Source organism: Vibrio harveyi, assembly GCF_030060435.1.
Taxonomy (GTDB): domain Bacteria; phylum Pseudomonadota; class Gammaproteobacteria; order Enterobacterales; family Vibrionaceae; genus Vibrio; species Vibrio harveyi.
Map to the genome: position 1 here is coordinate 371254 of NZ_CP125875.1, position 19745 is coordinate 390998.

Here is a 19745-nt window from a genome sequence, read left to right on the forward strand (position 1 = left end):
TCTGAGAAAAAGCGAACAAAGGCACCATAACAGTGCCTTTTCTTTGGTTACTGGTTATTTATTCGCGTTGATGACTAAAGTTTGTAGTGGCTGCAGGGTTATAACTACTGGGTCGGTGTAGTGAGATGGAATTGTGTTGTTTTCACCGTAAGCCATTTTTAGCTTGAACTGCCCATTTGCGCCTGTAGGCAATTCAAAATCACGATTGAGATCCAAGTAATATTTTTGTGGTTTATCCGATGGGTTACGCAACGAAATTACGGCTTTGTTTTCATTCCATGACGCAAAACCATACACCGCTAAGTTAGTTGGATTGCCACCAATCCAATGTGAATCCACTAAAACATCGGCGTTCTCTCTTGCCCATTTAGCTGCTTTTGCAAGAGTGTCCCATTTAGTTGAATTGAGCATATCTGGCGTAATATACATTTCTTGTAGTTGTGTGCCAGTTGCAAAATATGACCATACTTGATCGGCAAAATCTTGATCGGATTGTACTTTCTCAAGTCCATAATAAGCGTTTTTGGCGCTGACAATACCGTGAAGCATTATCGAACTCATCGGGAATAATGGACCTTTACGGACAATCGAACGATATGTTTCAGCGTCTCGGTAAGTGACCCACTGTTGTGTTGGAGAGCCATCACCATAAAGGTTGATATCATCACCTTGGCGCCAAATTGAGTCAGCGAAGAATAACCATGATGGGCTTGCGTTGGTCCCGGTCGTTAGGTTGATAAATACCTTATCGTTGGCCTTGTGCATGTTCTCGATCAACTGAACTGACGCATCAAAATCGGAAGCAAATTGACTGCCTTTTAAGTGAGATGTTGCGTTGCCCATTCCATCAAGTTTAAACGACGAAATATGCTCGTTTTTAATCAGATTGGTGATTTTGTCATTGAAGTTTTTGAAGTACACCGGACCTGAGAGAGCAAACTTACCATCCACCGTTTCGAAACCATTTTCCTTTGCATGTGAAACGCGAATGTCACGTGGCTTGTTATAGCCTCCCCAAGGGGAAAGCCACAAACCCACACTAGTATTCATTGAATCGGCTAGCTCTTTTACGCTCCCAAACCCATCAGCAAATGCTGAGCCAAAATCCCAGTTTCCTGTTAAGTCATCCCAGCCGTCATCAAGTAAGAACCCATCAAGAACTACGCCGCGTTTTTCCACCAACTCATGATAAATCTCTTTCATTCGTCCTTTAATGTCACTTTCTGTATAAGGAGTGAAAAAGCCAATATCCATCCATGAATTGTAATGTAAATATGGTTTGTAGGGACGTGGTCGCATCGCTTCAATGAACTTGTTGAAGTCGCGTCTTAATTGACTGACTTCGCTAAACGTACCGATATAAGTTGTATATTTTAATGGGGCGTTTGTGCTTATTGGAGTGACAATATCAATATTGAGGTTGGTTTTCGTTTCGTAAGCATAGGTATTTACAATCGGTTTACGCGGCAGCATGAAGAACGTATCCGCGATAATTGGTGAGCTGTTAATGCTACCGTCAACATAAGGCGCTTGCGTTTGTTTTTTGGTTGGTAAGAAAGTGATTTTTTTGATCTTGCGATCGTTACCAACAGCTTTGATTTTGTAATCAACACTCACATATCGTTGTTTGATTACGTTCAAAGTGACATCCACTTCAAAATCATTGCGAACAAAAGTGAGATTGATGCTGTCACCATCTTTCTTGTACTTTTCCAACTTAAAATCTTTGGTATGAAGTGTTGTTTCATTCGGTAGAGTAATGAAGAAAAGTTCAGTTGGGGTGATTTGTTCATCCGTATTATTGTTGATCAATGACACGACACCTGAGTTATTATCAAATGTTATTGCCATTGCATCATTGGCTATTTCCATTGAGTACGCATTCCCTATGTAAGCTGCCGAGACTATAACCGCCAACCCACTAGCTTTCAAAGTCTTGTAGTTCATCGATTTTCCCTTACTGATTATTTATTGCTCTTACATTTGAAATCACCATCCCTGTTTTCGTTGAGCTTGCTGTCACAAATCTTCTGCTTTTCCAATTTGCGCAAATTGTCTTTCGGTTTAAAAAGAGTGAAATCCAAAAACTTTATTTTCTTAGTGACGAGGGGTGAACTATTGATGATTTCGTTTTAGCAAACGAAAGGGTGGTTATTGATAGTGATGTTCTTCTCGTTGTTATTCGCTTCTGATTTATCTCACATTTTTTGTATTTTATAGAATTTGGGTGGGTGGGGTTGTGCTGGAAAACAAACAAAAGCCCAAGTGGCTAGGACATCCACTCAGGCTTTGTTTATTGGGTGTTGTTCTGGCGTATTTAAGACTTCACCTTATTGCTGTCGTCTTTGTCGTGATGGACAAGCAAGTGATCAAACACATTTCGAATGAACGGCGCGCCCACTTTAGAGCCACCATTACCGTGCTCGATAACCACGGTCGCCACGTATTTGGGTTTATCGTATGGTGCAAACGCGGTAAACAATGCGTGGTCGAGTAGGTGGTTTGCGAGTTTTTTGGAGTTGTAGACTTCGTCTTTGCGCAGGCCAAATACCTGCGCAGTCCCTGACTTACCGCCACTGCTGTACTCTGCGCCTCTAAATGCACGGCGACCAGAACCATGAGCCCCATTATTTACCAAACGCATGGCGTTGATTGGAATATCCCAGAACTTCTCTGGTACTCCTTCGATAGAAGGCAGCACTTTTGGTTTAACATCGACTTGGTTTTCGAAGTCTTCCCCATGTTCAATCACGGCTTTGAGAAGGTGTGGCGCTTTCATTTCGCCATGATTAATGAGGAATGATGTTGCTTTGGCTATCTGCATTGGTGTTGCTGTCCAATAACCTTGCCCAATACCGATAGGCACCGTATCACCTTGATACCAAGGGGTGCGATGACGTGCGATTTTCCATTCTCGTGTCGGCATGTTTGCGCTGCTTTCTTCGTAAATATCGATGCCCGTTGGCAAGCCAAAGCCAAATTTATTCATCCATTTCGAAATGCGGTCAATCCCAAGGTCAAATGCGGTCTGATAAAAGAAGGAATCAACTGATTCCTCAATTGCCTTGGTGACATCCACGTTGCCGTGACCCCAACGTTTCCAATCTCGCCATGCTTTTGAATTTGGTTTAGAGCCAGGAATACGCCAGATACCGTGATCGTTGCGCACGGTACTTGGTGTGATGACGTGTTCTTCAAGCCCAGCGACAGCCATAAAAGGTTTTACCGTAGAAGCAGGAGGGTAAACGCCAAGCGTTGTACGGTTCACAAGTGGGTGTGCTGGATCATTGAGTAAGGCACGGTAGGCTTTGCTAGAGATGCCGTTAACAAAAGGGTTTGGGTCATAACTCGGACTTGATGCCATAGCTAATACGCTATTGTCGCGTGGATCGAGCACGACTGCGCTGCCTTGGCGATGGTTGAGTTGTTTGTAGACATACTCTTGTAGCTCAATATCCAGATTCAATACGATGTCTTTTCCGGGAACTGGCGGCACATATTTGATCGTACGAATCACGCGACCGCGACTGTTTACCTCTACTTCCTCGTAGCCTTTGGTGCCGTGGAGGATGTCTTCGTAATAACGTTCAACACCTAACTTGCCGATGTTTTGCGTTGCCTGATAATTCTGTGCTTTGCCTTCTTCATCCAATCGACGCAAGTCTCGATCGTTGATGTGAGAAACGTAACCCAAAACATGGGTCAGTTCTTCGCCGTAAGGGTAGTAACGTTTGAGATCTGCGGTAACAAAGACGCCGTTAAACTCGTGCTGATGAACAGAAAAGCGCGCCACTTGCTTGTCATTCAGTTCGTTCATGATCGTGACAGAACGAAAGCGGCGAGTGTGCTTGTAACGCTTTTTAAAGGATTCAACTTGATCTGGGGTGATATCAATATAGTGACGCAGTTTTTCAATTAATGCATCTGGATCGCCCGCCTGTTCTGGGATCATATCTAAGTTATAAACAGGACGGTTCTCAGCCAACAAAACGCCATTTCGGTCATATATAAGACCACGGGTAGGGGCTATTGGCAGGATCTTGATTCGGTTGTCGTTCGAGCGAGTTTGGTAATCTTTGAAGTGATTAACCTGCAAGTTATAAAGGTTAGCAACCAGTCCTCCCAACAAAATAACCATGCCGATAAAAGCAACGATGGCGCGGTTTTTAAACAATCTTACTTCCTGATTGTGGTCTCGGAATTCGTTTCGCTTGCGTAGCATGGATGCCCTTTAGGTTTGGTCTTTGTGCTCAATGTGCCCCAATAAAAGAAAAGACATGGATTTTAGTCTTGTTACAAATGGTTACATTTGGGGCGGGGCTACTGTAACGAGCTTTGCTCCTTGTTTTGTAAGAGCAATGTCAGGGATCTAAAGCGAAGCCTGATCTTTCTTGCGTTGCGCGTCACCTTTTAATGTTGCTGTGAAGATGTAAACGTTTATACATCTTGTCTAGTATTTTTTCGTTTTGATTCCTTAAATGAATAAATTTTCTTTAATCTTATTAAGTTTTATGTGTTGTGTAATTTTGTGGAAACGTTTACACAAGTTTGAATTTGATCACGGATCTAGATCGGTTTTGGTTGGTAGACTTTTAACCAGTTAAGCGATCTGCGAATTTGCTTGGTTAATAGGCTCAAATCGTTACCAAGCATGAGCAGCAACAATGGGGAAGCAAAAGTGAAAGTTCTTATCACAGGCGGTATGGGGTACATCGGTAGCCACACATGCGTACAGATGATTGAAGTAGGTATGGAGCCAATCATTGTCGATAACTTGTGTAACGCCAAAGTAGAAGTGCTTAGTCGTATTGAAGCGCTGACAGGTAAACAACCCGTCTTCCATCAAGGTGATATTCGTGATGAAGCCTTTTTAGACTCGGTTTTTGCTGAGCATGATATCCAAGCCGTGATTCACTTCGCTGGTCTAAAAGCCGTTGGAGAATCCGTTGCGAAGCCGTTGGAGTACTACGATAACAACGTGAATGGTTCGCTCGTTTTGGCACGCAGTATGCGCAAAGCTGGGGTGAAAAGCATTGTCTTCAGTTCATCCGCGACGGTGTACGGCGACCCTGACATCGTACCTATTACTGAAGACTCGCCAACGGGCGCAACCACCAACCCATACGGTCGTAGCAAGTACATGGTGGAAGAGTGCTTAAGTGATCTGTTCAACGCAGAAAACGATTGGAGCATTACTTTACTGCGCTATTTCAACCCAGTGGGTGCACATCCATCCGGCACCATGGGTGAGGACCCTCAAGGTATTCCAAACAACCTAATGCCGTTCATTGCACAAGTCGCAGTCGGTCGCCGTGAAAAACTGTCGGTATTCGGCAATGACTACCCAACACCAGACGGCACGGGCGTTCGTGATTACATCCACGTGATGGACTTAGCGGACGGTCATATCGCAGCGCTGAAATCGGTCGGTGATAAAGCCGGTTTGCACATTTACAACTTAGGTACGGGAAAAGGCTCTAGCGTGCTTGATATGGTGGAAGCGTTCGCGTTGGCTTGCGGTAAGCCAGTGCCTTACGAGCTGTGTCCTCGCCGTCCTGGTGACATTGCAGAATGTTGGGCAAGTACCGAAAAAGCAGAGCGAGATCTTGGCTGGAAAGCGACTCGCAGCGTTACTGAAATGACGGCGGACACGTGGAAATGGCAGTCAAATAACCCGCAAGGCTATTCCCCTGCGTAATTGATGCTGCAGCGTTGTCGCCTGCACTTTCCAATTCCAATCACATAGAAAACCTATGCTCATGGATATTGGAAAGCTTACCGCCTAGCAGCAACTCCAATTTCATTGGGGAATGCAGATGAAAGAAATTTTAAAAGTTGAGTAAGTAAGATGTCGAATGTTGAATTTAACCCAGTGGATCACCCACATCGTCGCTACAACCCACTAACGGGTCAGTGGATTTTAGTGTCACCGCATCGTGCAAAACGCCCTTGGAGTGGTGCCGATGAGAAACCGTCTATCGATCAACTGCCTAGTTACGATGAGCAGTGTTTCCTATGTCCTACGAACGAGCGCATTTCTGGAGATGTAAACCCAGATTACCAAGGCACCTACGTGTTTAAGAATGACTTTGCTGCGTTGATGGTGGATTCTCCAGATGCACCTGAGTCAGACAGCCCTTTGTTCAAGACTCAAGGCGTACGCGGGTTGAGCCGAGTGATTTGCTTCTCTCCCGATCACAGCAAAACGCTACCGGAACTACCAGTCGACAAAATTCGTGGCGTGATTGACACCTGGAATGAGCAAATCGAAGAGCTTGGCAAAGACTACGTGTGGGTGCAAGCATTTGAGAACAAAGGCGAAGCGATGGGATGTTCTCAACCTCATCCGCACGGTCAAATCTGGGCGAATAGCTTCTTACCAAATGAAATTGAGCGTAAAGAGCACAACTTAAAAGCGTACTACCAAGAACATGGCAGTAACTTGCTGGTGGATTACGTGCAAGCTGAACTCAAAGATGGCTCACGTACTGTGGTTGAGACTGAGCACTGGATTGCTGTTGTCCCTTACTGGGCTGCGTGGCCATTCGAAACCATGCTACTTCCTAAAACGCACATTCGTCGAATGAGTGAGCTAACCGATGAGCAACGTGATGACCTTGCGGTTGCAATCAAAAAACTGACAAGCCGTTACGACAACCTATTCCAATGCTCTTTCCCTTACTCAATGGGTTGGCATTACGCGCCATTCTTTGAAGAAGGTACTGATATCGATCATTGGCAACTGCATGCCTTGTTCTACCCGCCGCTACTGCGTAGCGCAACAGTGCGTAAGTTCATGGTGGGTTATGAAATGTTGGCAGAAAACCAACGCGACTTAACCGCAGAGCAAGCAGCACAGCGCCTACGTGACCTAAGCGATGTGCATTACAAAGAACAGTAACTAGGGTCTGTTGATCTTTCGCGGTTAAATTTTGTTCGAAAGGTCAACAGACCTTAAAGATAAATACGAAAGATGTCATTCCGTACAGCGAGGAACGAGCGTGATACGGAATCTACCATCAGAGTGCGCTGAACGTAGATTCCGGATGCTCGCTAGGGCTCGCCCGGAATGACAAATGTTAGACAATCAAATATGTCGTTTCTGATTGCGAGATATGAAAGCTGTCGAGAATTCACACAAAAATTTTATGCTGAGATTTTACTATGTCTGATTTAATCCAAAACGTTAAAACCTCTTTTGAACAAGTGCTGGGTTACGCTCCAAGCCACATTATTCAAGCACCTGGTCGTGTCAACCTGATTGGTGAACACACTGATTACAACGATGGTTTTGTATTGCCATGTGCGATCAACTACCAAACGGTTGTGGCAGCAGCAAAACGTGAAGACAACCTAGTGCGCGTGGTATCTGTGGACTACGGCAACGCAGTTGATGAGTTCGATATCACTCAAGAGATTACTTTCCAACAAGACAAAATGTGGGCCAACTACATTCGCGGTGTGGTGAAGTATCTTCTCGCACGCGGTTACCAATTTTCTGGTGCGGATATCTCAGTGAGCGGCAATGTGCCTCAAGGTGCGGGCTTGAGCTCATCGGCAGCATTGGAAGTGGTGATTGGTCAAACGTTTAAAGTGCTGTTCAATTTAGAAATCAGCCAAGCGGAAATTGCACTGAACGGTCAGCAAGCAGAGAACGAATTTGTCGGCTGTAACTGCGGCATCATGGACCAAATGATTTCGGCAGAAGGTCGTGAAAATCACGCGATGTTATTGGACTGCCGTAGCCTAGAAACCGAAGCAGTATCGATGCCAGAAGACATGGCAGTGGTGATCATCAACTCGAACAAAAAACGTGGCTTGGTAGATAGCGAATACAACACTCGTCGTGAGCAATGTGAAGAAGCGGCGCGCATCTTCGGCGTAAAAGCACTCCGTGATGTGAGCATTGAGCAGTTTAACCAGAAAGTGTCTGATCTGGATGAAATGGTGGCAAAACGTGCTCGCCACGTGATCACAGAAAACGATCGCACGGTCGAAGCCGCACAAGCTCTTCGCGCACACGACATGAAGCGCATGGGTGAGTTGATGGCAGAGTCTCATGCTTCAATGCGTGATGATTTCGAAATCACAGTAAAAGAAATCGATACTTTGGTTGAGATGGTGAAAGAGGTCATCGGTGAGCAAGGCGGTGTGCGCATGACTGGCGGCGGCTTTGGCGGTTGTATGGTCGCTCTTGTACCGCCTGCATTAGTGGATGACGTGAAAGCAACCGTTGAAGCTAAATACCAAGCAGCAACGGGGTTGAAAGAATCTATCTACGTGTGCCAAGCGAAAAATGGCGCTAGCTTAGTCGAAGTGCTTTAAGCGCACCGCAGCTTTAGTAGGAGCGAGAGATGACCGAGCTATTAACCATCACGATGACACAGCAGGCTGCTTTTGATGGCGTGCCTGCCAAAGTGGTCGAACTGAAAAATAACACAGGCATGAGCGTTTCCTTTATGGATATTGGCGCGACATGGCTGAGTTGTCGTTTACCTTTGGCGAATGGGGAGTTGCGCGAAGTGCTTCTCGGAGTGGGGACGATGGGGAGTTTCATGCATCAACAGTGTTACATGGGTGTCACTGTTGGTCGCTACGCAAACCGCATCGCCAATGGGCTTTTTGAGGTTAATGGCGAAGCATTTCAAGTCTCCACTAACCAAGCGGGAAACTGCTTACACGGTGGTGAGGAAGGGTTTGATAAGCGCCGCTGGAACATTGAGTCTCAGTCCGAACAGCAAGTGACGTTTTCTTTGTTGTCTGAAGATGGTGATCAAGGTTTCCCGGGGAACCTCGAAGTCCATGTGACGTATACCCTGACTGATGACAACCAAGTGAGCATTGCGTATTTCGCAAAGACAGACAAAGCAACACCAGTGAACTTAACCAACCACGCTTACTTTAATTTGCTTGGTGCGGAAGCCGATTTGGATTGCCGTTCTCACCGTTTAACCATCGCAGCAGATCAATATCTACCAACTAATGACGTCGGTATTCCTTTGGGCGCATTGCAAGATGTGAAAGGAACAGGCTTTGATTTTAGAAATGAAAAGCCAGTATCGGAGCATTTCTTACAAGATGAGCAGCAGATTGCAGCGAAAGGTTATGATCACAGCTATCTATTTGATGCTCATCGCGACGTTTCAAAACCCGTTGCGTGGGTGGTTTCTCCGGATGGAAAAGTGCATATGTCTGTCGTGACCAATAAGCCTGCCATGCAATTGTATACGGGTAACTGGTTAGCGGGTGCACCAAACCGTCGCGGTGGGGAATACCAAGACTACGCGGGCTTGGCGTTAGAAACTCAGTTTTTGCCAGATTCACCGAACCATGCTGAGTGGGGGCAACCAAGTTGTATTCTTGAACCTGAGCAAGCGTATCGATTCAGTACCACGTTTCAGTTTGCTTTTTAGTTAAGGTATTGATTTTTAGCCTTTTGGATTGCCATGAGCTTTTTGCCTACAGTAGGTCAAAAGCTTGATTGAACTAAAAACAAAAAAGCTCTGGTACTTCTGTAGCAGAGTTTTTTTATTTCGTATTTTAGATTGGGTGCAGAGTTAGAGGCGGTCAACCGAGTTGCGACGAACTAAGGTTGGGCTGAAGATGATCGTGTCTTCTTCCACTTGTTCATCTCGTGATAATGCCAACGCTAGTCGAGCAGCGCGTTCTGCCATCATTTCAATTGGGTAACGAATTGTCGTCAAACTTGGATTGACGAAGCGAGCAATTAAACCATCGTCAAAACCGACCATAGAGACTTTCTCTGGTACGCTGATTCCGTTTTGATCTAATACGGCAAGTGCCCCGGCTGCCATGTAATCGTTGTAAGCCACGACACCGGTGATTTCGAGTGATTTAGTCAGTAAGTTGGTCATTGCTATTTCACCACCATCACTGTTTGGTTCACCATATTCAACGTAACTTTTCGACAGTTCAATCTTGTGGTCTTTCAGCGCCGCTTGGTAACCTTGCAAGCGCTCATCGGTATCTTCAATGTCATGTGAAGAAGCGATACAAGCTATCTTGGTATGCCCATGACGAAGTAAATATTCTGTTGCGAGGTACGCACCTTTACGGTTATCGAGAGAGATACAACGCTCTGCTAACTCAGGAATGTGGCGGTTGATCAATACCATCCCTTTTACTTCTTTGGCATAGCCAATCAATTCTTCATCTGATAAGCCTTTAGAGTGGATCACAATCGCCTCACAGCGGCTATTAATCAGCAGCTCTAACGCTTGTCGTTCATCTTCTGGATTGTGATAACCATTGCCAATTAGAATGTGTTTACCATTTTCTCTTGCGACGTTATCAACCGATTTGACCATGGTGCCAAAGAAGGGGTCTGAGACATCACTCACCAGCACGCCCATCGTATTGGTACTTTGACTGACGAGTGCTCGTGCTGCCGCGTTAGGGCGATAGCCAAGTTTGCTCATCGCTTTAGTCACTGCATCGATAGAAGTTTGGCTTGCCTTGGGTGATTTGTTGATCACACGAGAAACGGTAGCGACTGATACACCCGCTTCTTTCGCGACATCCTTGATTGTTGCCATGAGGAACCTTTCGTTGGCTAAAAACGTTAACCGGAGTATTAAACACCCATTGTGTAATAAGTGCAATTTTAACAGGTGGTTGCTTTCTAAAGTGCGATCTTTACCTCTTGTAATTATTAATCTTACTGATAGTGTAAACGTTATCTTTTTAGTAAAATTTACTTGGATTTTAATTAATGGAAACGATCGCTTACTCAGACTTTGCAAAGTTAGAAATTCGCACTGGAAAAATTATTGAGGTGGCGCGCCACGAGAATGCAGACAAGCTATACATTGTGCAGATCGATGTCGGTGAGAAAACCCTGCAAACGGTAACGAGCCTTGTACCGTACTACACAGAAGAAGAGTTAATGGGTAAACAGGTGGTAGTGCTGTGTAATCTAGCAAAAGCTAAGATGCGTGGTGAAACCTCTGAGTGTATGCTGCTGTGCGCTGAAACTGACGATGAGTCGGAAAGCGTATTACTGACACCGGAACGCGCAATGTCATCAGGCGTGCGAATTGTTTAAGCTGTAAGTTAAATTTATTTATATAACAAATGCTTATGGTTCGTGTCTCATTTTATAAATGAGTGAGTTGATTCATATTCACCTTTATTTATAATTTTCTTGATTTAAAACTGTTTAACAGTATGAAAATATAGGAAATTATAATGAAAAAGGTTTTGCCTTTATTGGCTTTAGGTGCAGTGGTTGCTTCAGCGTCGGTTCAAGCAAATAGTGGTTGGTATATTGGTGCGGATATTCATAACACTGAGATCGATACAGAGTTGAACATTGATTCATCGTCTTCAACAGGCTTTGGTATCGCTGTTGGTAAAGAGATGGCGCTCTCTCAGCAGTTTGTATTAGCTTTTGAGGGTGAGTTTATTCACTTTGGCAGCTTTAAAGAGAACGGATACTTCATCGATCAGTTTGGCACTGCGCACAATGCGAGCATTGAAGTTGAGGGTTACGCTGCGAATCTTAATGCGAAACCTAAATACTACTTCACAGGCACAGGTTTCTACTTAGGCGCTGTGGCTGGCTTGGGCGTGATGGGTGTTGACCTGAAGTTGGATGTTCCAACTGCATCTTCTAGCTCAATATCAACAGATGGTAGCGATATTGGTTTCAACTACGGTGCTGAAGCAGGTTATGAATTTGCTTCTGGTCTGATTGTTTCTGGTGGTTACCGTGCGTCTTCGGTCACGATTGATGTTGAAAATGGCGGCGATTTAGATTTTGATTTTGATGGCTTTTACGTAGGTCTAGACTACAAATTCTAATCAGATATTTGTCGAATATGAATAATGGAAGGGAGCCACTAGGCTCCCTTTTTGATCAGGTTATCTATTAATTCATAATGATGATCTTGCACACCCGCAAGGTTGCCATACTTGGGCTGGTGGCGGTCATTCTCTTTGGCGTGTTGCCAACCTATAGTATGGCGAACAAAGTGTTCAGCAAACGCGTGAGAGACTTCCAAGCATCCTGCTAAAACAGTATCTACATAACTTTGCATGATTGGGCTGAGCGTGCAGGGTGGAAGGGGATCGCTTTTCACGTAAACCCAAATCTCATGATCTGGATTAAAGCTGATGTCAGTTTCGATTTGTTCAGGACGAATTTGAATACGATGATAGCCACGTTCGCGGCGGTCAAATTCAGTCAGCGCTTGGTGGTCTACTTCGAGCAGCACACCGTTCACTTGCCCTTCGCCTTCATTCACAACCAGCGGTGACAAGATATAGCTGTCGTCGACTTTGCCCCAATAGCGCACTAACCCATGGGCAATAACGGGAATTGCTTCACCCGTTTGCCCTGTAAGCTCACGTGAGGCCGAATTGATTAAGCTGCCGTAGCCAAATATATACATCGTGATTGTTCCCTTTTACTTCGACGAATTCCGTTCTATCCGTTATACCTAAATATGATATCTAAGTCATTCTTACTGAGCCCAGCATTTTTACGTTCTTGGGAGGAAATGCCTCCACGGCATCAGGCGCAATGTTTTTACCTCTAAAGGATAGTCCGATCTTATAACATGTATTTTTTATGCATGTTTGTGTTAAGATCGCTGACGTTAAGTTTTTCGACAGTACGAATTGGTACGTAAGGGCATCACAATGCTGAATATCACCGATAAAAAAGTGGAAGAAAAAATCCCCGCATGGCTGCGACTTGGGTTTAGACCGTTTTTCCTGTTTGGTTCTATTTACGCCATCATCGCGATTGCGTTGTGGGTATGGATGTTTCAAGCAGGGCAGCCTAGCGCGTTGAGTGTTCCGGCTTTGTGGTGGCATGTACATGAAATGCTGTTTGGTTTCTCTATGGCGATTGTGGTGGGGTTCGTTCTGACTGCGGTACAAAACTGGACGGGGATTAATGGGACGAAGCACTACACCTTGCTAGCCTTGTTTTTGTTATGGCTTGCTCCTCGAGTTCTACTTTGGACGCCTGCACCACTTTGGTTAACCAGCAGTGTTGAAGCGCTGTTTTTACTATTTGTAGCGTATGAGGTCGGCATAAGAGTTTATCGTGCTAAAGGGTGGCGTAACCTATTTTTTGTTCCGTTATTCTTACTTGCAATCTTTGCGAACTTTGCCAGTTATGCCACGGTGAAAGGTATGCCTCCATTTACCTCTTCTGCTGTGTGGCAAGCAATGCTGTGGTGGTTCACTTTACTGCTTTCTGTCATGGGGGGGCGAGTAATCCCTTTCTTTACTGCACGTCGTTTCAACTTTGAAAAAGCTCAACCGCTGATGTGGCTAGATTGGCTCGCCAACCTACCTTTGGTCATGTTGTTTGTACTGAGTTTCTTCCCTGTGACGTTTGCTCAACTTGGGAAGCCGCTGATGTTGTTTGCTGGTATCGCCCAATTGGTTCGATTCTTACGCTGGAAACCTTGGTTGACTCTGAGCGAGCCACTTGTTTGGTCTTTACATGCGGCTTATTTGTGTCTGCCTTTAAGTCTTATCCTACGTGGCTGCTGGGATAACGCGTTTGCCAACCACAACTTGATTCATTTGTTTGCGATTGGTGCGCTAGGTGGCTTAATCCTAGCAATGATTACTCGTGTCACCATGGGGCACACTGGACGTATGATTTACAAAGGTCCGAACATGAGTATCGCGTTTGCGGCGGTGATTGCTGCGGCGTTAGCGAGAAGCTTAGGTGTGATATTTGCTCCTTCACAGATGTTCTTTTGGATTGATATCAGCGCAGCATTATGGATTCTTGCATTTGGTATGTTTGTGTGGCGTTTTGGTGTGATGTTGATAACTCCGCGTGTGGATGGTCATCCGGGATAATCGAAGAAAAATGAGAGTGAAGAAGGGCTTGGCGAGATGCTAAGCCTTTTTTGTTTGATGTTGCTTCAGCAAATAACCCATTAATAGTAAGGAAATTATTAAGAATGTGAAAAACGTTGAATTCTAATCTGAGTTTTGCTCGTGCCAGAAAAGGCGGAGTTCGATACTCTGTATCTGTTATTGCTCGTATGAATATGAGTGATTAACTAGCCAATTGACGTTTTAGACCCATAGGTGTCTTTCGTGTAATTACATGGCCGCTTAGTTCTATACCTCCGTGGAACTAAGCGGCGTTTTTCGTTTTGTGGCTAGGTAAAATTAGATATTCCCTTGGCTGAAGTCTTTCTGGAAATAAAGAACTTTCTGTAGATAGCGTCTCGCTTCCCCTTTTGGGTGTTGAGTGGTTAATGCATCATAAACTTGAGTTGGGTTGAGGCTGTTAAGTTCATTCATTGCACGCTTACGGTCGCTATCAAACGTCGAAAGCACACCACCAGTGCCGCCGTTGTAGGCGGAAATCATACTAAAGTGCTTCGAGGTTGGATGTTTCACGTCTCGTAGATAGCGGTTTTTCAATATATAGAAATATGCTGCTCCAGTATCAATGTTATTGGCAGGATCGAATAAGTATTCTTTGGTAGGAATACCTGGTTTGTTTTTTACTAAATTAAACACATCCGCCCCCGCTGTTTTTGGGATCACTTGCATCAAGCCGTAAGCGCCAGCATGAGAAACCGCATAAGGGTTAAAACTACTTTCGGTTTTGATCACGGCGAAAATCAGATCTTCTGATAAACCATATCGTTTTGCAGCGTCACGTATCAAGCCAGCGTACTGGTATTCGCGTTGTTCTAGATGATCTTTCACCATGTTGATTTCGACATAGTAAGCACTGCCGTGTTTGATGGCTTTCTTTTGCAGTTTGTTGTCGAGTAGGTAGTCTGCGTAACGATTGGCGCGCCATTCCCATTCAATCGGTTTTCCATCGTGATCGAGAACTTGCCCCAATAAAAAAGGCTTACCACGTAATACCGCTTCCTTGTCACTAAACAACTCAGCATGTGCTGGATCGGCAGGCATGAGTAGTGTCTGTACAATCGCTTTTTGTAGCTTTTCCGTTGGCTGGTATTGGGAAATTGTCGAAACGTAGATTTTCCCCGCTTCGAAGTCGATATGAGCGCGGGTGTTATAACCATCAAGGTATTTCACGTAGCGGTGTTTTCCCGCTTCGACGAACTCATCTTCACCCCAGCGATCTTTGGCTTTTTGCGCAATGTAAGCCAGTAACTGTTGGATATTATCTTGGTTAGATGCACTTGGCGGCTTTACATAGGGAGGTACGTAGTCATCACATGCGCAAGGTGGTGTTTCTTCAGGAGCAACGGAGCAACCACTGAGGAGAAGTAAGCTCAGGAATAGCGATTTCTTCATCGGATACCGATTTAATTAGAGGTGAGGGCAATTGCCGACTGAAGAAAATAATAAGTAAGAGTGTTAATTGTCTGAAATTAAAACTTTTTGTGCTTTCGATAGAAGGTGTTGATATTAGAATTTAGCTCCAAAAAAAAGCCTGCGGGGTGCAGGCTTTGTATTAGGAGAGTCCAATTTAACTTACTTGTGAGAGGCTAACGACCTTTTGTTGCAGCTTCTCTTTTAGATATTCTGCCAGTGCGATTTTCTCCTCTTCGTTCATGTATAAACCAAGTTTTGTACGACGCCATAAGATGTCTTCATCGGTTAGCGCCATCTCGTGATTCATCAAGTAATCAATTTCACGTTGATATACGCCATTTGCTTGCTCTGAGAAGCAGTGACCAAGATCTTCTACGCTGTTAGTGCCTTCCATCAGATCCCAAGTTTGTGTACCAAACTGAGTCACGTAGCGCAGCAACATTGTTTCTGATGCCCACGAGTATTTCGCATGAATCATCTTCGCAAGTTGCTCACGGCTGCAACTGAAGTTACCACCAGGAAGGGTTTGGTTTGCCGTCCAGTCTTTACCCATTTCAGGTAGGTAAGGTGCAAGTTTCTTCATTGCCGCTTCGCCAAGCTTACGGTATGTCGTGAGCTTGCCGCCGAACACTGAAAGTAAAGGTGCGTGGTCGTATTCAGCATCCAACTCTAGTGTGTAGTCACGTGTGATCGCTTGCGGTGAGTCAGACTCATCATCACACAGTGGGCGTACACCACTGTAAGTCCATACCACATCTTCGCGGCTTAGCTGGTGGGCAAAGTGTTGGTTAACGATATCGATCAAGTAATCGACTTCATCTTCGGAGATCGCGACTTCACGCGGATCGCCTTTGTATTCCACATCTGTGGTACCAATGATCGAGAACTTATCTAAGTAAGGGATCATAAATACGATGCGGTTATCTTTGTTTTGTAGGATGTAGGCTTGCGGCTCGTTGTGGATACGAGGAACAACGATGTGCGAGCCTTTGATCAAACGAATGTTGCGAGGGGAGGTTTGCTCTAATCCTTCATCAAAGAACTGTTTCACCCATGGACCAGCAGCGTTAACCAGAGCTTTCGCTTTACGTTCGAAACGTTGGTCTGTGGTGACGTCATGAATAGTGACATGCCAAATGCCGCCTTCACGGTGTGCTTTTTCTACGCGGCAGTAGTTGCGAACTTCTGCGTTATTCTCTTTTGCAGCCAGAACGTTAAGTAAGACTAAGCGCGCATCGTCTACCCAACAATCTGAGTATTCGAAACCGGTTTTCATTTCAGGTTTCAAAAGACCTGATTTTGCTAGGTTGACAGTTTTGCTGCCTGGCAGTGTGGTTCGTTTACCCAAGTTATCGTAAAGGAACAAACCACAGCGGATCATCCAAGCTGGGCGTAAAAATGGGCGATGAGGTAAACGGAAGCGCATTGGTAGAGCCACATGTGGTGCTTTACGTAAGATCACTTCACGTTCAGCGAGCGCTTCCGAAACTAAACGAAACTCATAGTGTTCAAGGTAACGTAATCCGCCGTGGATCAGTTTTGAACTTGCAGAAGAGGTTGCCGATGCGAAGTCATTAGCTTCGTACAAACCGACGCTTAAACCACGACCAGCAGCATCTGCAGCAATACCAGCCCCGTTAATGCCGCCACCGATCACGATCAGGTCTAAAGTAGGGGATGCGTTAGTCGTGGAAGCATTTTGTTGGATACTCATAAATTTGACCTCTTGGTGAGCGAACGAGCATTTTAGAACATGAGTTTATCCTAGCTTAGGTTTCGTTTGCGGTCATTATTTATTTTCGTTTATGAGCGTTTTGTGTGATTTGGGCACAAAAAAACCTCTGCCTAATTAAGACAGAGGTCATTTATTCGTATAGAAAGAGAGATAATTTGCTATTCGTTCTCAGATCTTTCTATTTGTGTATCAACCACTTCAAGGGGAACCGAGGCATCTTTTAGAATCGCAAGAATCTCTTCTGGTGGTTGTTTGTTGGTGAATACCATGTTCAATTGCGCGATATTGCCCAGTTTCACCATAGCATTGCGACCAAATTTCGAATGGTCAACCGCAAGGAACACACTGCGGCTGTTATCAATAATTGCCTGTTTAACGCGAACTTCATGATAATCAAAGTCCAGTAGTGAGCCATCAAAATCGATACCACTGATGCCTAAAATGCCGAAATCGAGGCGGAATTGTTTGACGAAATCGAGCGTCGCTTCACCGACAATACCGCCGTCACGGTTGCGAACTTCACCGCCCGCCAAAATAACTTTGATTTCTGGGTTTGGTAAAAGAATGGTGGCAACATTAATGTTATTGGTCACCACGCGAAGTTGTTTGTGGTTTTTATTGAGCGCTCGAGCGACGGCTTCTGGCGTGGTACCGATATCAATAAACAAGGTTGCGCCATCTGGAATGTGTTTTACTAGTTCTTCCGCAATGACATCTTTTTCATTGAAGTTAAGCGCTTTACGCGTGTTATATGACGTGTTCTCTGAACTGAGAGGAATGGTAGCACCACCGTGGTAGCGTCGAATCTTGTTTTCATCAGCAAGGTCGTTTAAGTCGCGACGGATGGTTTGAGGACTGACATTAAATTTTTCTACCAGCTCATCCGTGCTGACGTAGCCTTGTTTTTTCACCAACTCAACAATCTGTTGGTGTCTTGGTATTTGCTTCACTTAGCACTCCCTTGTGCACTGGTAATCGCCAATGCTTCAAATTCGAATATAGAAACTCGCTCTATTGTGCTCGAATTAGCGCATTGTGAGAAGTCGTGGGAATAGGGAATCCGCGATCGAACGCAAAAAAAGAGCGCCAAGTCGGCGCTCTTTACGATTAATCAGGGGGAAACTAATCGTTTATCAGAAATTAATCGTCTTCGTCGTGAAGCTCAGACCAAGTTTGAGCACACTTGACTGCGCGCTTCCAACCTTTGTAACGACGGTTACGTTTTTCTTCATCATCGTGTGGTTCGAATGTGCGATCGAGCACTGCTTTGTCTTGCAGCTCATCAATGCTATTCCAGAACCCAACCGCTAGACCAGCTAGGTATGCTGCACCCAAAGCGGTCACTTCAGTTACTTGAGGACGGTGAACTTCGGTATTAAGAACATCAGACTGGAACTGCATTAAGAAGTTGTTCGCCACTGCGCCACCATCTACACGAAGGTTCGCGAGCTTGATGCCCGAGTCTGCTTGCATTGCATCCAGCACATCACGAGTTTGGTAAGCGATACCTTCCAAAGTTGCACGGATAATGTGGTTAGAGTTTACGCCACGAGTTAGACCGACAATCGTACCGCGAGCGTAAGCATCCCAATATGGTGCGCCCAGACCAGTAAACGCAGGAACCACGTAAACACCATTTGAAGTATCAACTTTGGTCGCAAAGTATTCTGAATCTTCGGCACCAGCCAGAATCTTCATTTCATCACGTAGCCATTGAATTGAAGCGCCACCCATGAATACCGCACCCTCAAGGGCGTAAGCTGGCTCACCTTTTGGACCGCATGCTAGCGTGGTCAACAGACCATTTTTCGATGTTACCTTCTCTTGACCCGTATTCATCAACAAGAAACAACCTGTGCCGTAGGTGTTCTTCGCTTGACCAGCTTCAACACACATCTGACCGTAAAGAGCGGCTTGTTGGTCACCTGCAATGCCTGCAATTGGGATACGAGTGCCACCTTTACCACCAATGTTGGTTTGACCGTAGATTTCTGATGAGCGTTTTACTTCAGGCATCATGGATGCAGGGATGCCCATCTCATCCAGCATTTTTTGATCCCAGCATAGGTCATTAATGTTGAACAGCATGGTACGAGAAGCGTTGGTGTAGTCGGTTACGTGAACGCGACCTTGTGTCATCTTCCAAACCAACCAGGTATCAACAGTACCGAATAGCAGCTTGCCTGCTTCAGCATCTTCACGTGCGCCTTCAACGTTATCTAGAATCCACTTCACTTTTGTACCCGAGAAGTAAGGGTCTAGAACCAGACCTGTATTGTCGCGAACGTAATCTTCTAGTCCGCGCGCTTTTAATTCTTCACAAATATCGGCAGTGCGGCGGCATTGCCATACGATCGCGTTGTAAACCGGTTTGCCTGTTTCTTTGTTCCATACAATCGTCGTTTCACGTTGGTTGGTAATACCGATACCTGCAAGTTGGTCGCTACGGATGCCGGTTTTCGCAAGTGCTTCAACCAAGGTAGAGCTTTGAGTTGCCCAGATTTCCATTGGGTCATGTTCAACCCAACCAGCCTCTGGATAAATCTGAGTAAATTCTCGCTGAGCGACGCTTACGATATTCGCGTCATGATCCAGAATGACAGCACGAGAGCTTGTCGTGCCTTGGTCTAGGGCAACAATGTATTTTTGCTCAGTCATGGTAAGAATCCTTTTGTTTCGTTATTTATATTTTAGTAAATGTTCGAATTGG

General features: G+C 45.1%; 15 protein-coding genes. 7 read left to right on the forward strand and 8 right to left on the reverse strand.

What is annotated here, in order from left to right:
- Nucleotides 1-54: 54 nt before the first annotated feature.
- Together QMY49_RS01750 and mrdA are read right to left on the reverse strand one after the other, a co-directional pair.
- Nucleotides 55-1947: an alpha-amylase family protein gene (locus tag QMY49_RS01750; protein WP_017817716.1), complete on the reverse strand. Its 1893-nt coding sequence runs from the start codon at nt 1945-1947 to the stop codon at nt 55-57.
- A 370-nt stretch (nt 1948-2317) separates the two neighbouring features.
- Nucleotides 2318-4222, reverse strand: coding sequence for a penicillin-binding protein 2 (gene mrdA, locus QMY49_RS01755; protein WP_050939421.1), 1905 nt, complete (start codon nt 4220-4222; stop codon nt 2318-2320).
- A 456-nt stretch (nt 4223-4678) separates the two neighbouring features.
- Here mrdA and galE point away from each other — a divergent pair, with 456 nt between their 5' ends.
- From galE to galM, 4 genes are all read left to right on the forward strand, one after another.
- A complete protein-coding gene (gene galE / locus QMY49_RS01760) occupies nt 4679-5698 on the forward strand; it encodes a UDP-glucose 4-epimerase GalE (protein ID WP_009701721.1) in 1020 nt (339 codons plus the stop codon).
- Between the two features lie 150 nt (nt 5699-5848).
- Entirely contained in the window at nt 5849-6901 is a 1053-nt protein-coding gene (locus QMY49_RS01765) for a UDP-glucose--hexose-1-phosphate uridylyltransferase (RefSeq protein ID WP_283312577.1), read from the forward strand.
- 263 nt (nt 6902-7164) lie between these two features.
- Nucleotides 7165-8325, forward strand: a complete 1161-nt coding sequence (gene galK, locus QMY49_RS01770) for a galactokinase (protein ID WP_283312579.1) — start codon at nt 7165-7167, stop codon at nt 8323-8325.
- 29 nt (nt 8326-8354) lie between these two features.
- Nucleotides 8355-9413 carry a galactose-1-epimerase gene (gene galM / locus QMY49_RS01775; protein WP_283312581.1) on the forward strand — a complete coding sequence of 353 codons (1059 nt, stop codon included), beginning with the start codon at nt 8355-8357 and terminating at the stop codon, nt 9411-9413.
- A 144-nt stretch (nt 9414-9557) separates the two neighbouring features.
- Here the strand turns inward: galM and QMY49_RS01780 are convergent, their stop codons facing one another.
- Nucleotides 9558-10556, reverse strand: coding sequence for a substrate-binding domain-containing protein (locus QMY49_RS01780; protein WP_009698687.1), 999 nt, complete (start codon nt 10554-10556; stop codon nt 9558-9560).
- A 176-nt stretch (nt 10557-10732) separates the two neighbouring features.
- Here QMY49_RS01780 and QMY49_RS01785 point away from each other — a divergent pair, with 176 nt between their 5' ends.
- Both QMY49_RS01785 and QMY49_RS01790 read left to right on the forward strand, forming a co-directional pair.
- On the forward strand, nt 10733-11065 hold the full coding sequence (locus tag QMY49_RS01785; RefSeq protein WP_005450880.1) for a tRNA-binding protein: 333 nt from the start codon (nt 10733-10735) through the stop codon (nt 11063-11065).
- A 143-nt stretch (nt 11066-11208) separates the two neighbouring features.
- Nucleotides 11209-11823, forward strand: a complete 615-nt coding sequence (locus QMY49_RS01790) for an outer membrane beta-barrel protein (RefSeq protein ID WP_005450882.1) — start codon at nt 11209-11211, stop codon at nt 11821-11823.
- A gap of 38 nt (nt 11824-11861) precedes the next feature.
- Here the strand turns inward: QMY49_RS01790 and QMY49_RS01795 are convergent, their stop codons facing one another.
- The gene (locus tag QMY49_RS01795) at nt 11862-12413 is read right to left on the reverse strand and encodes a gamma-glutamylcyclotransferase family protein (protein WP_005450884.1); all 552 of its coding nucleotides are present in this window, start codon (nt 12411-12413) and stop codon (nt 11862-11864) included.
- Nucleotides 12414-12663: 250 nt separating this feature from the next.
- Here QMY49_RS01795 and QMY49_RS01800 point away from each other — a divergent pair, with 250 nt between their 5' ends.
- Nucleotides 12664-13848, forward strand: coding sequence for an NnrS family protein (locus QMY49_RS01800; RefSeq protein WP_283312584.1), 1185 nt, complete (start codon nt 12664-12666; stop codon nt 13846-13848).
- A gap of 318 nt (nt 13849-14166) precedes the next feature.
- Here the strand turns inward: QMY49_RS01800 and mltC are convergent, their stop codons facing one another.
- From mltC to glpK, 4 genes are all read right to left on the reverse strand, one after another.
- Nucleotides 14167-15279: a membrane-bound lytic murein transglycosylase MltC gene (gene mltC, locus QMY49_RS01805; RefSeq protein WP_283312585.1), complete on the reverse strand. Its 1113-nt coding sequence runs from the start codon at nt 15277-15279 to the stop codon at nt 14167-14169.
- Between the two features lie 175 nt (nt 15280-15454).
- Complete coding sequence (glpD, locus tag QMY49_RS01810; RefSeq protein WP_283312587.1) at nt 15455-17014, reverse strand: glycerol-3-phosphate dehydrogenase; 1560 nt, start codon at nt 17012-17014, stop codon at nt 15455-15457.
- Nucleotides 17015-17193: 179 nt separating this feature from the next.
- Complete coding sequence (locus QMY49_RS01815) at nt 17194-17985, reverse strand: DeoR/GlpR family transcriptional regulator (protein ID WP_005450892.1); 792 nt, start codon at nt 17983-17985, stop codon at nt 17194-17196.
- A 190-nt stretch (nt 17986-18175) separates the two neighbouring features.
- Nucleotides 18176-19693: a glycerol kinase GlpK gene (glpK, locus tag QMY49_RS01820; RefSeq protein WP_005450894.1), complete on the reverse strand. Its 1518-nt coding sequence runs from the start codon at nt 19691-19693 to the stop codon at nt 18176-18178.
- Nucleotides 19694-19745 lie beyond the last annotated feature (52 nt).

What these genes read in the sequence shown, in the direction of transcription:
- galM (WP_283312581.1), top strand. Translation starts at nt 8,355, where the DNA reads ATGACCGAGCTATTAACCATCACGATGACACAGCAGGCTGCTTTTGAT.
- mltC (WP_283312585.1), bottom strand. Translation starts at nt 15,279, where the DNA reads ATGAAGAAATCGCTATTCCTGAGCTTACTTCTCCTCAGTGGTTGCTCC.
- QMY49_RS01785 (WP_005450880.1), top strand. Translation starts at nt 10,733, where the DNA reads ATGGAAACGATCGCTTACTCAGACTTTGCAAAGTTAGAAATTCGCACT.
- glpD (WP_283312587.1), bottom strand. Translation starts at nt 17,014, where the DNA reads ATGAGTATCCAACAAAATGCTTCCACGACTAACGCATCCCCTACTTTA.
- QMY49_RS01790 (WP_005450882.1), top strand. Translation starts at nt 11,209, where the DNA reads ATGAAAAAGGTTTTGCCTTTATTGGCTTTAGGTGCAGTGGTTGCTTCA.
- QMY49_RS01800 (WP_283312584.1), top strand. Translation starts at nt 12,664, where the DNA reads ATGCTGAATATCACCGATAAAAAAGTGGAAGAAAAAATCCCCGCATGG.
- QMY49_RS01780 (WP_009698687.1), bottom strand. Translation starts at nt 10,556, where the DNA reads ATGGCAACAATCAAGGATGTCGCGAAAGAAGCGGGTGTATCAGTCGCT.
- mrdA (WP_050939421.1), bottom strand. Translation starts at nt 4,222, where the DNA reads ATGCTACGCAAGCGAAACGAATTCCGAGACCACAATCAGGAAGTAAGA.
- QMY49_RS01750 (WP_017817716.1), bottom strand. Translation starts at nt 1,947, where the DNA reads ATGAACTACAAGACTTTGAAAGCTAGTGGGTTGGCGGTTATAGTCTCG.
- glpK (WP_005450894.1), bottom strand. Translation starts at nt 19,693, where the DNA reads ATGACTGAGCAAAAATACATTGTTGCCCTAGACCAAGGCACGACAAGC.
- QMY49_RS01795 (WP_005450884.1), bottom strand. Translation starts at nt 12,413, where the DNA reads ATGTATATATTTGGCTACGGCAGCTTAATCAATTCGGCCTCACGTGAG.
- QMY49_RS01765 (WP_283312577.1), top strand. Translation starts at nt 5,849, where the DNA reads ATGTCGAATGTTGAATTTAACCCAGTGGATCACCCACATCGTCGCTAC.
- galK (WP_283312579.1), top strand. Translation starts at nt 7,165, where the DNA reads ATGTCTGATTTAATCCAAAACGTTAAAACCTCTTTTGAACAAGTGCTG.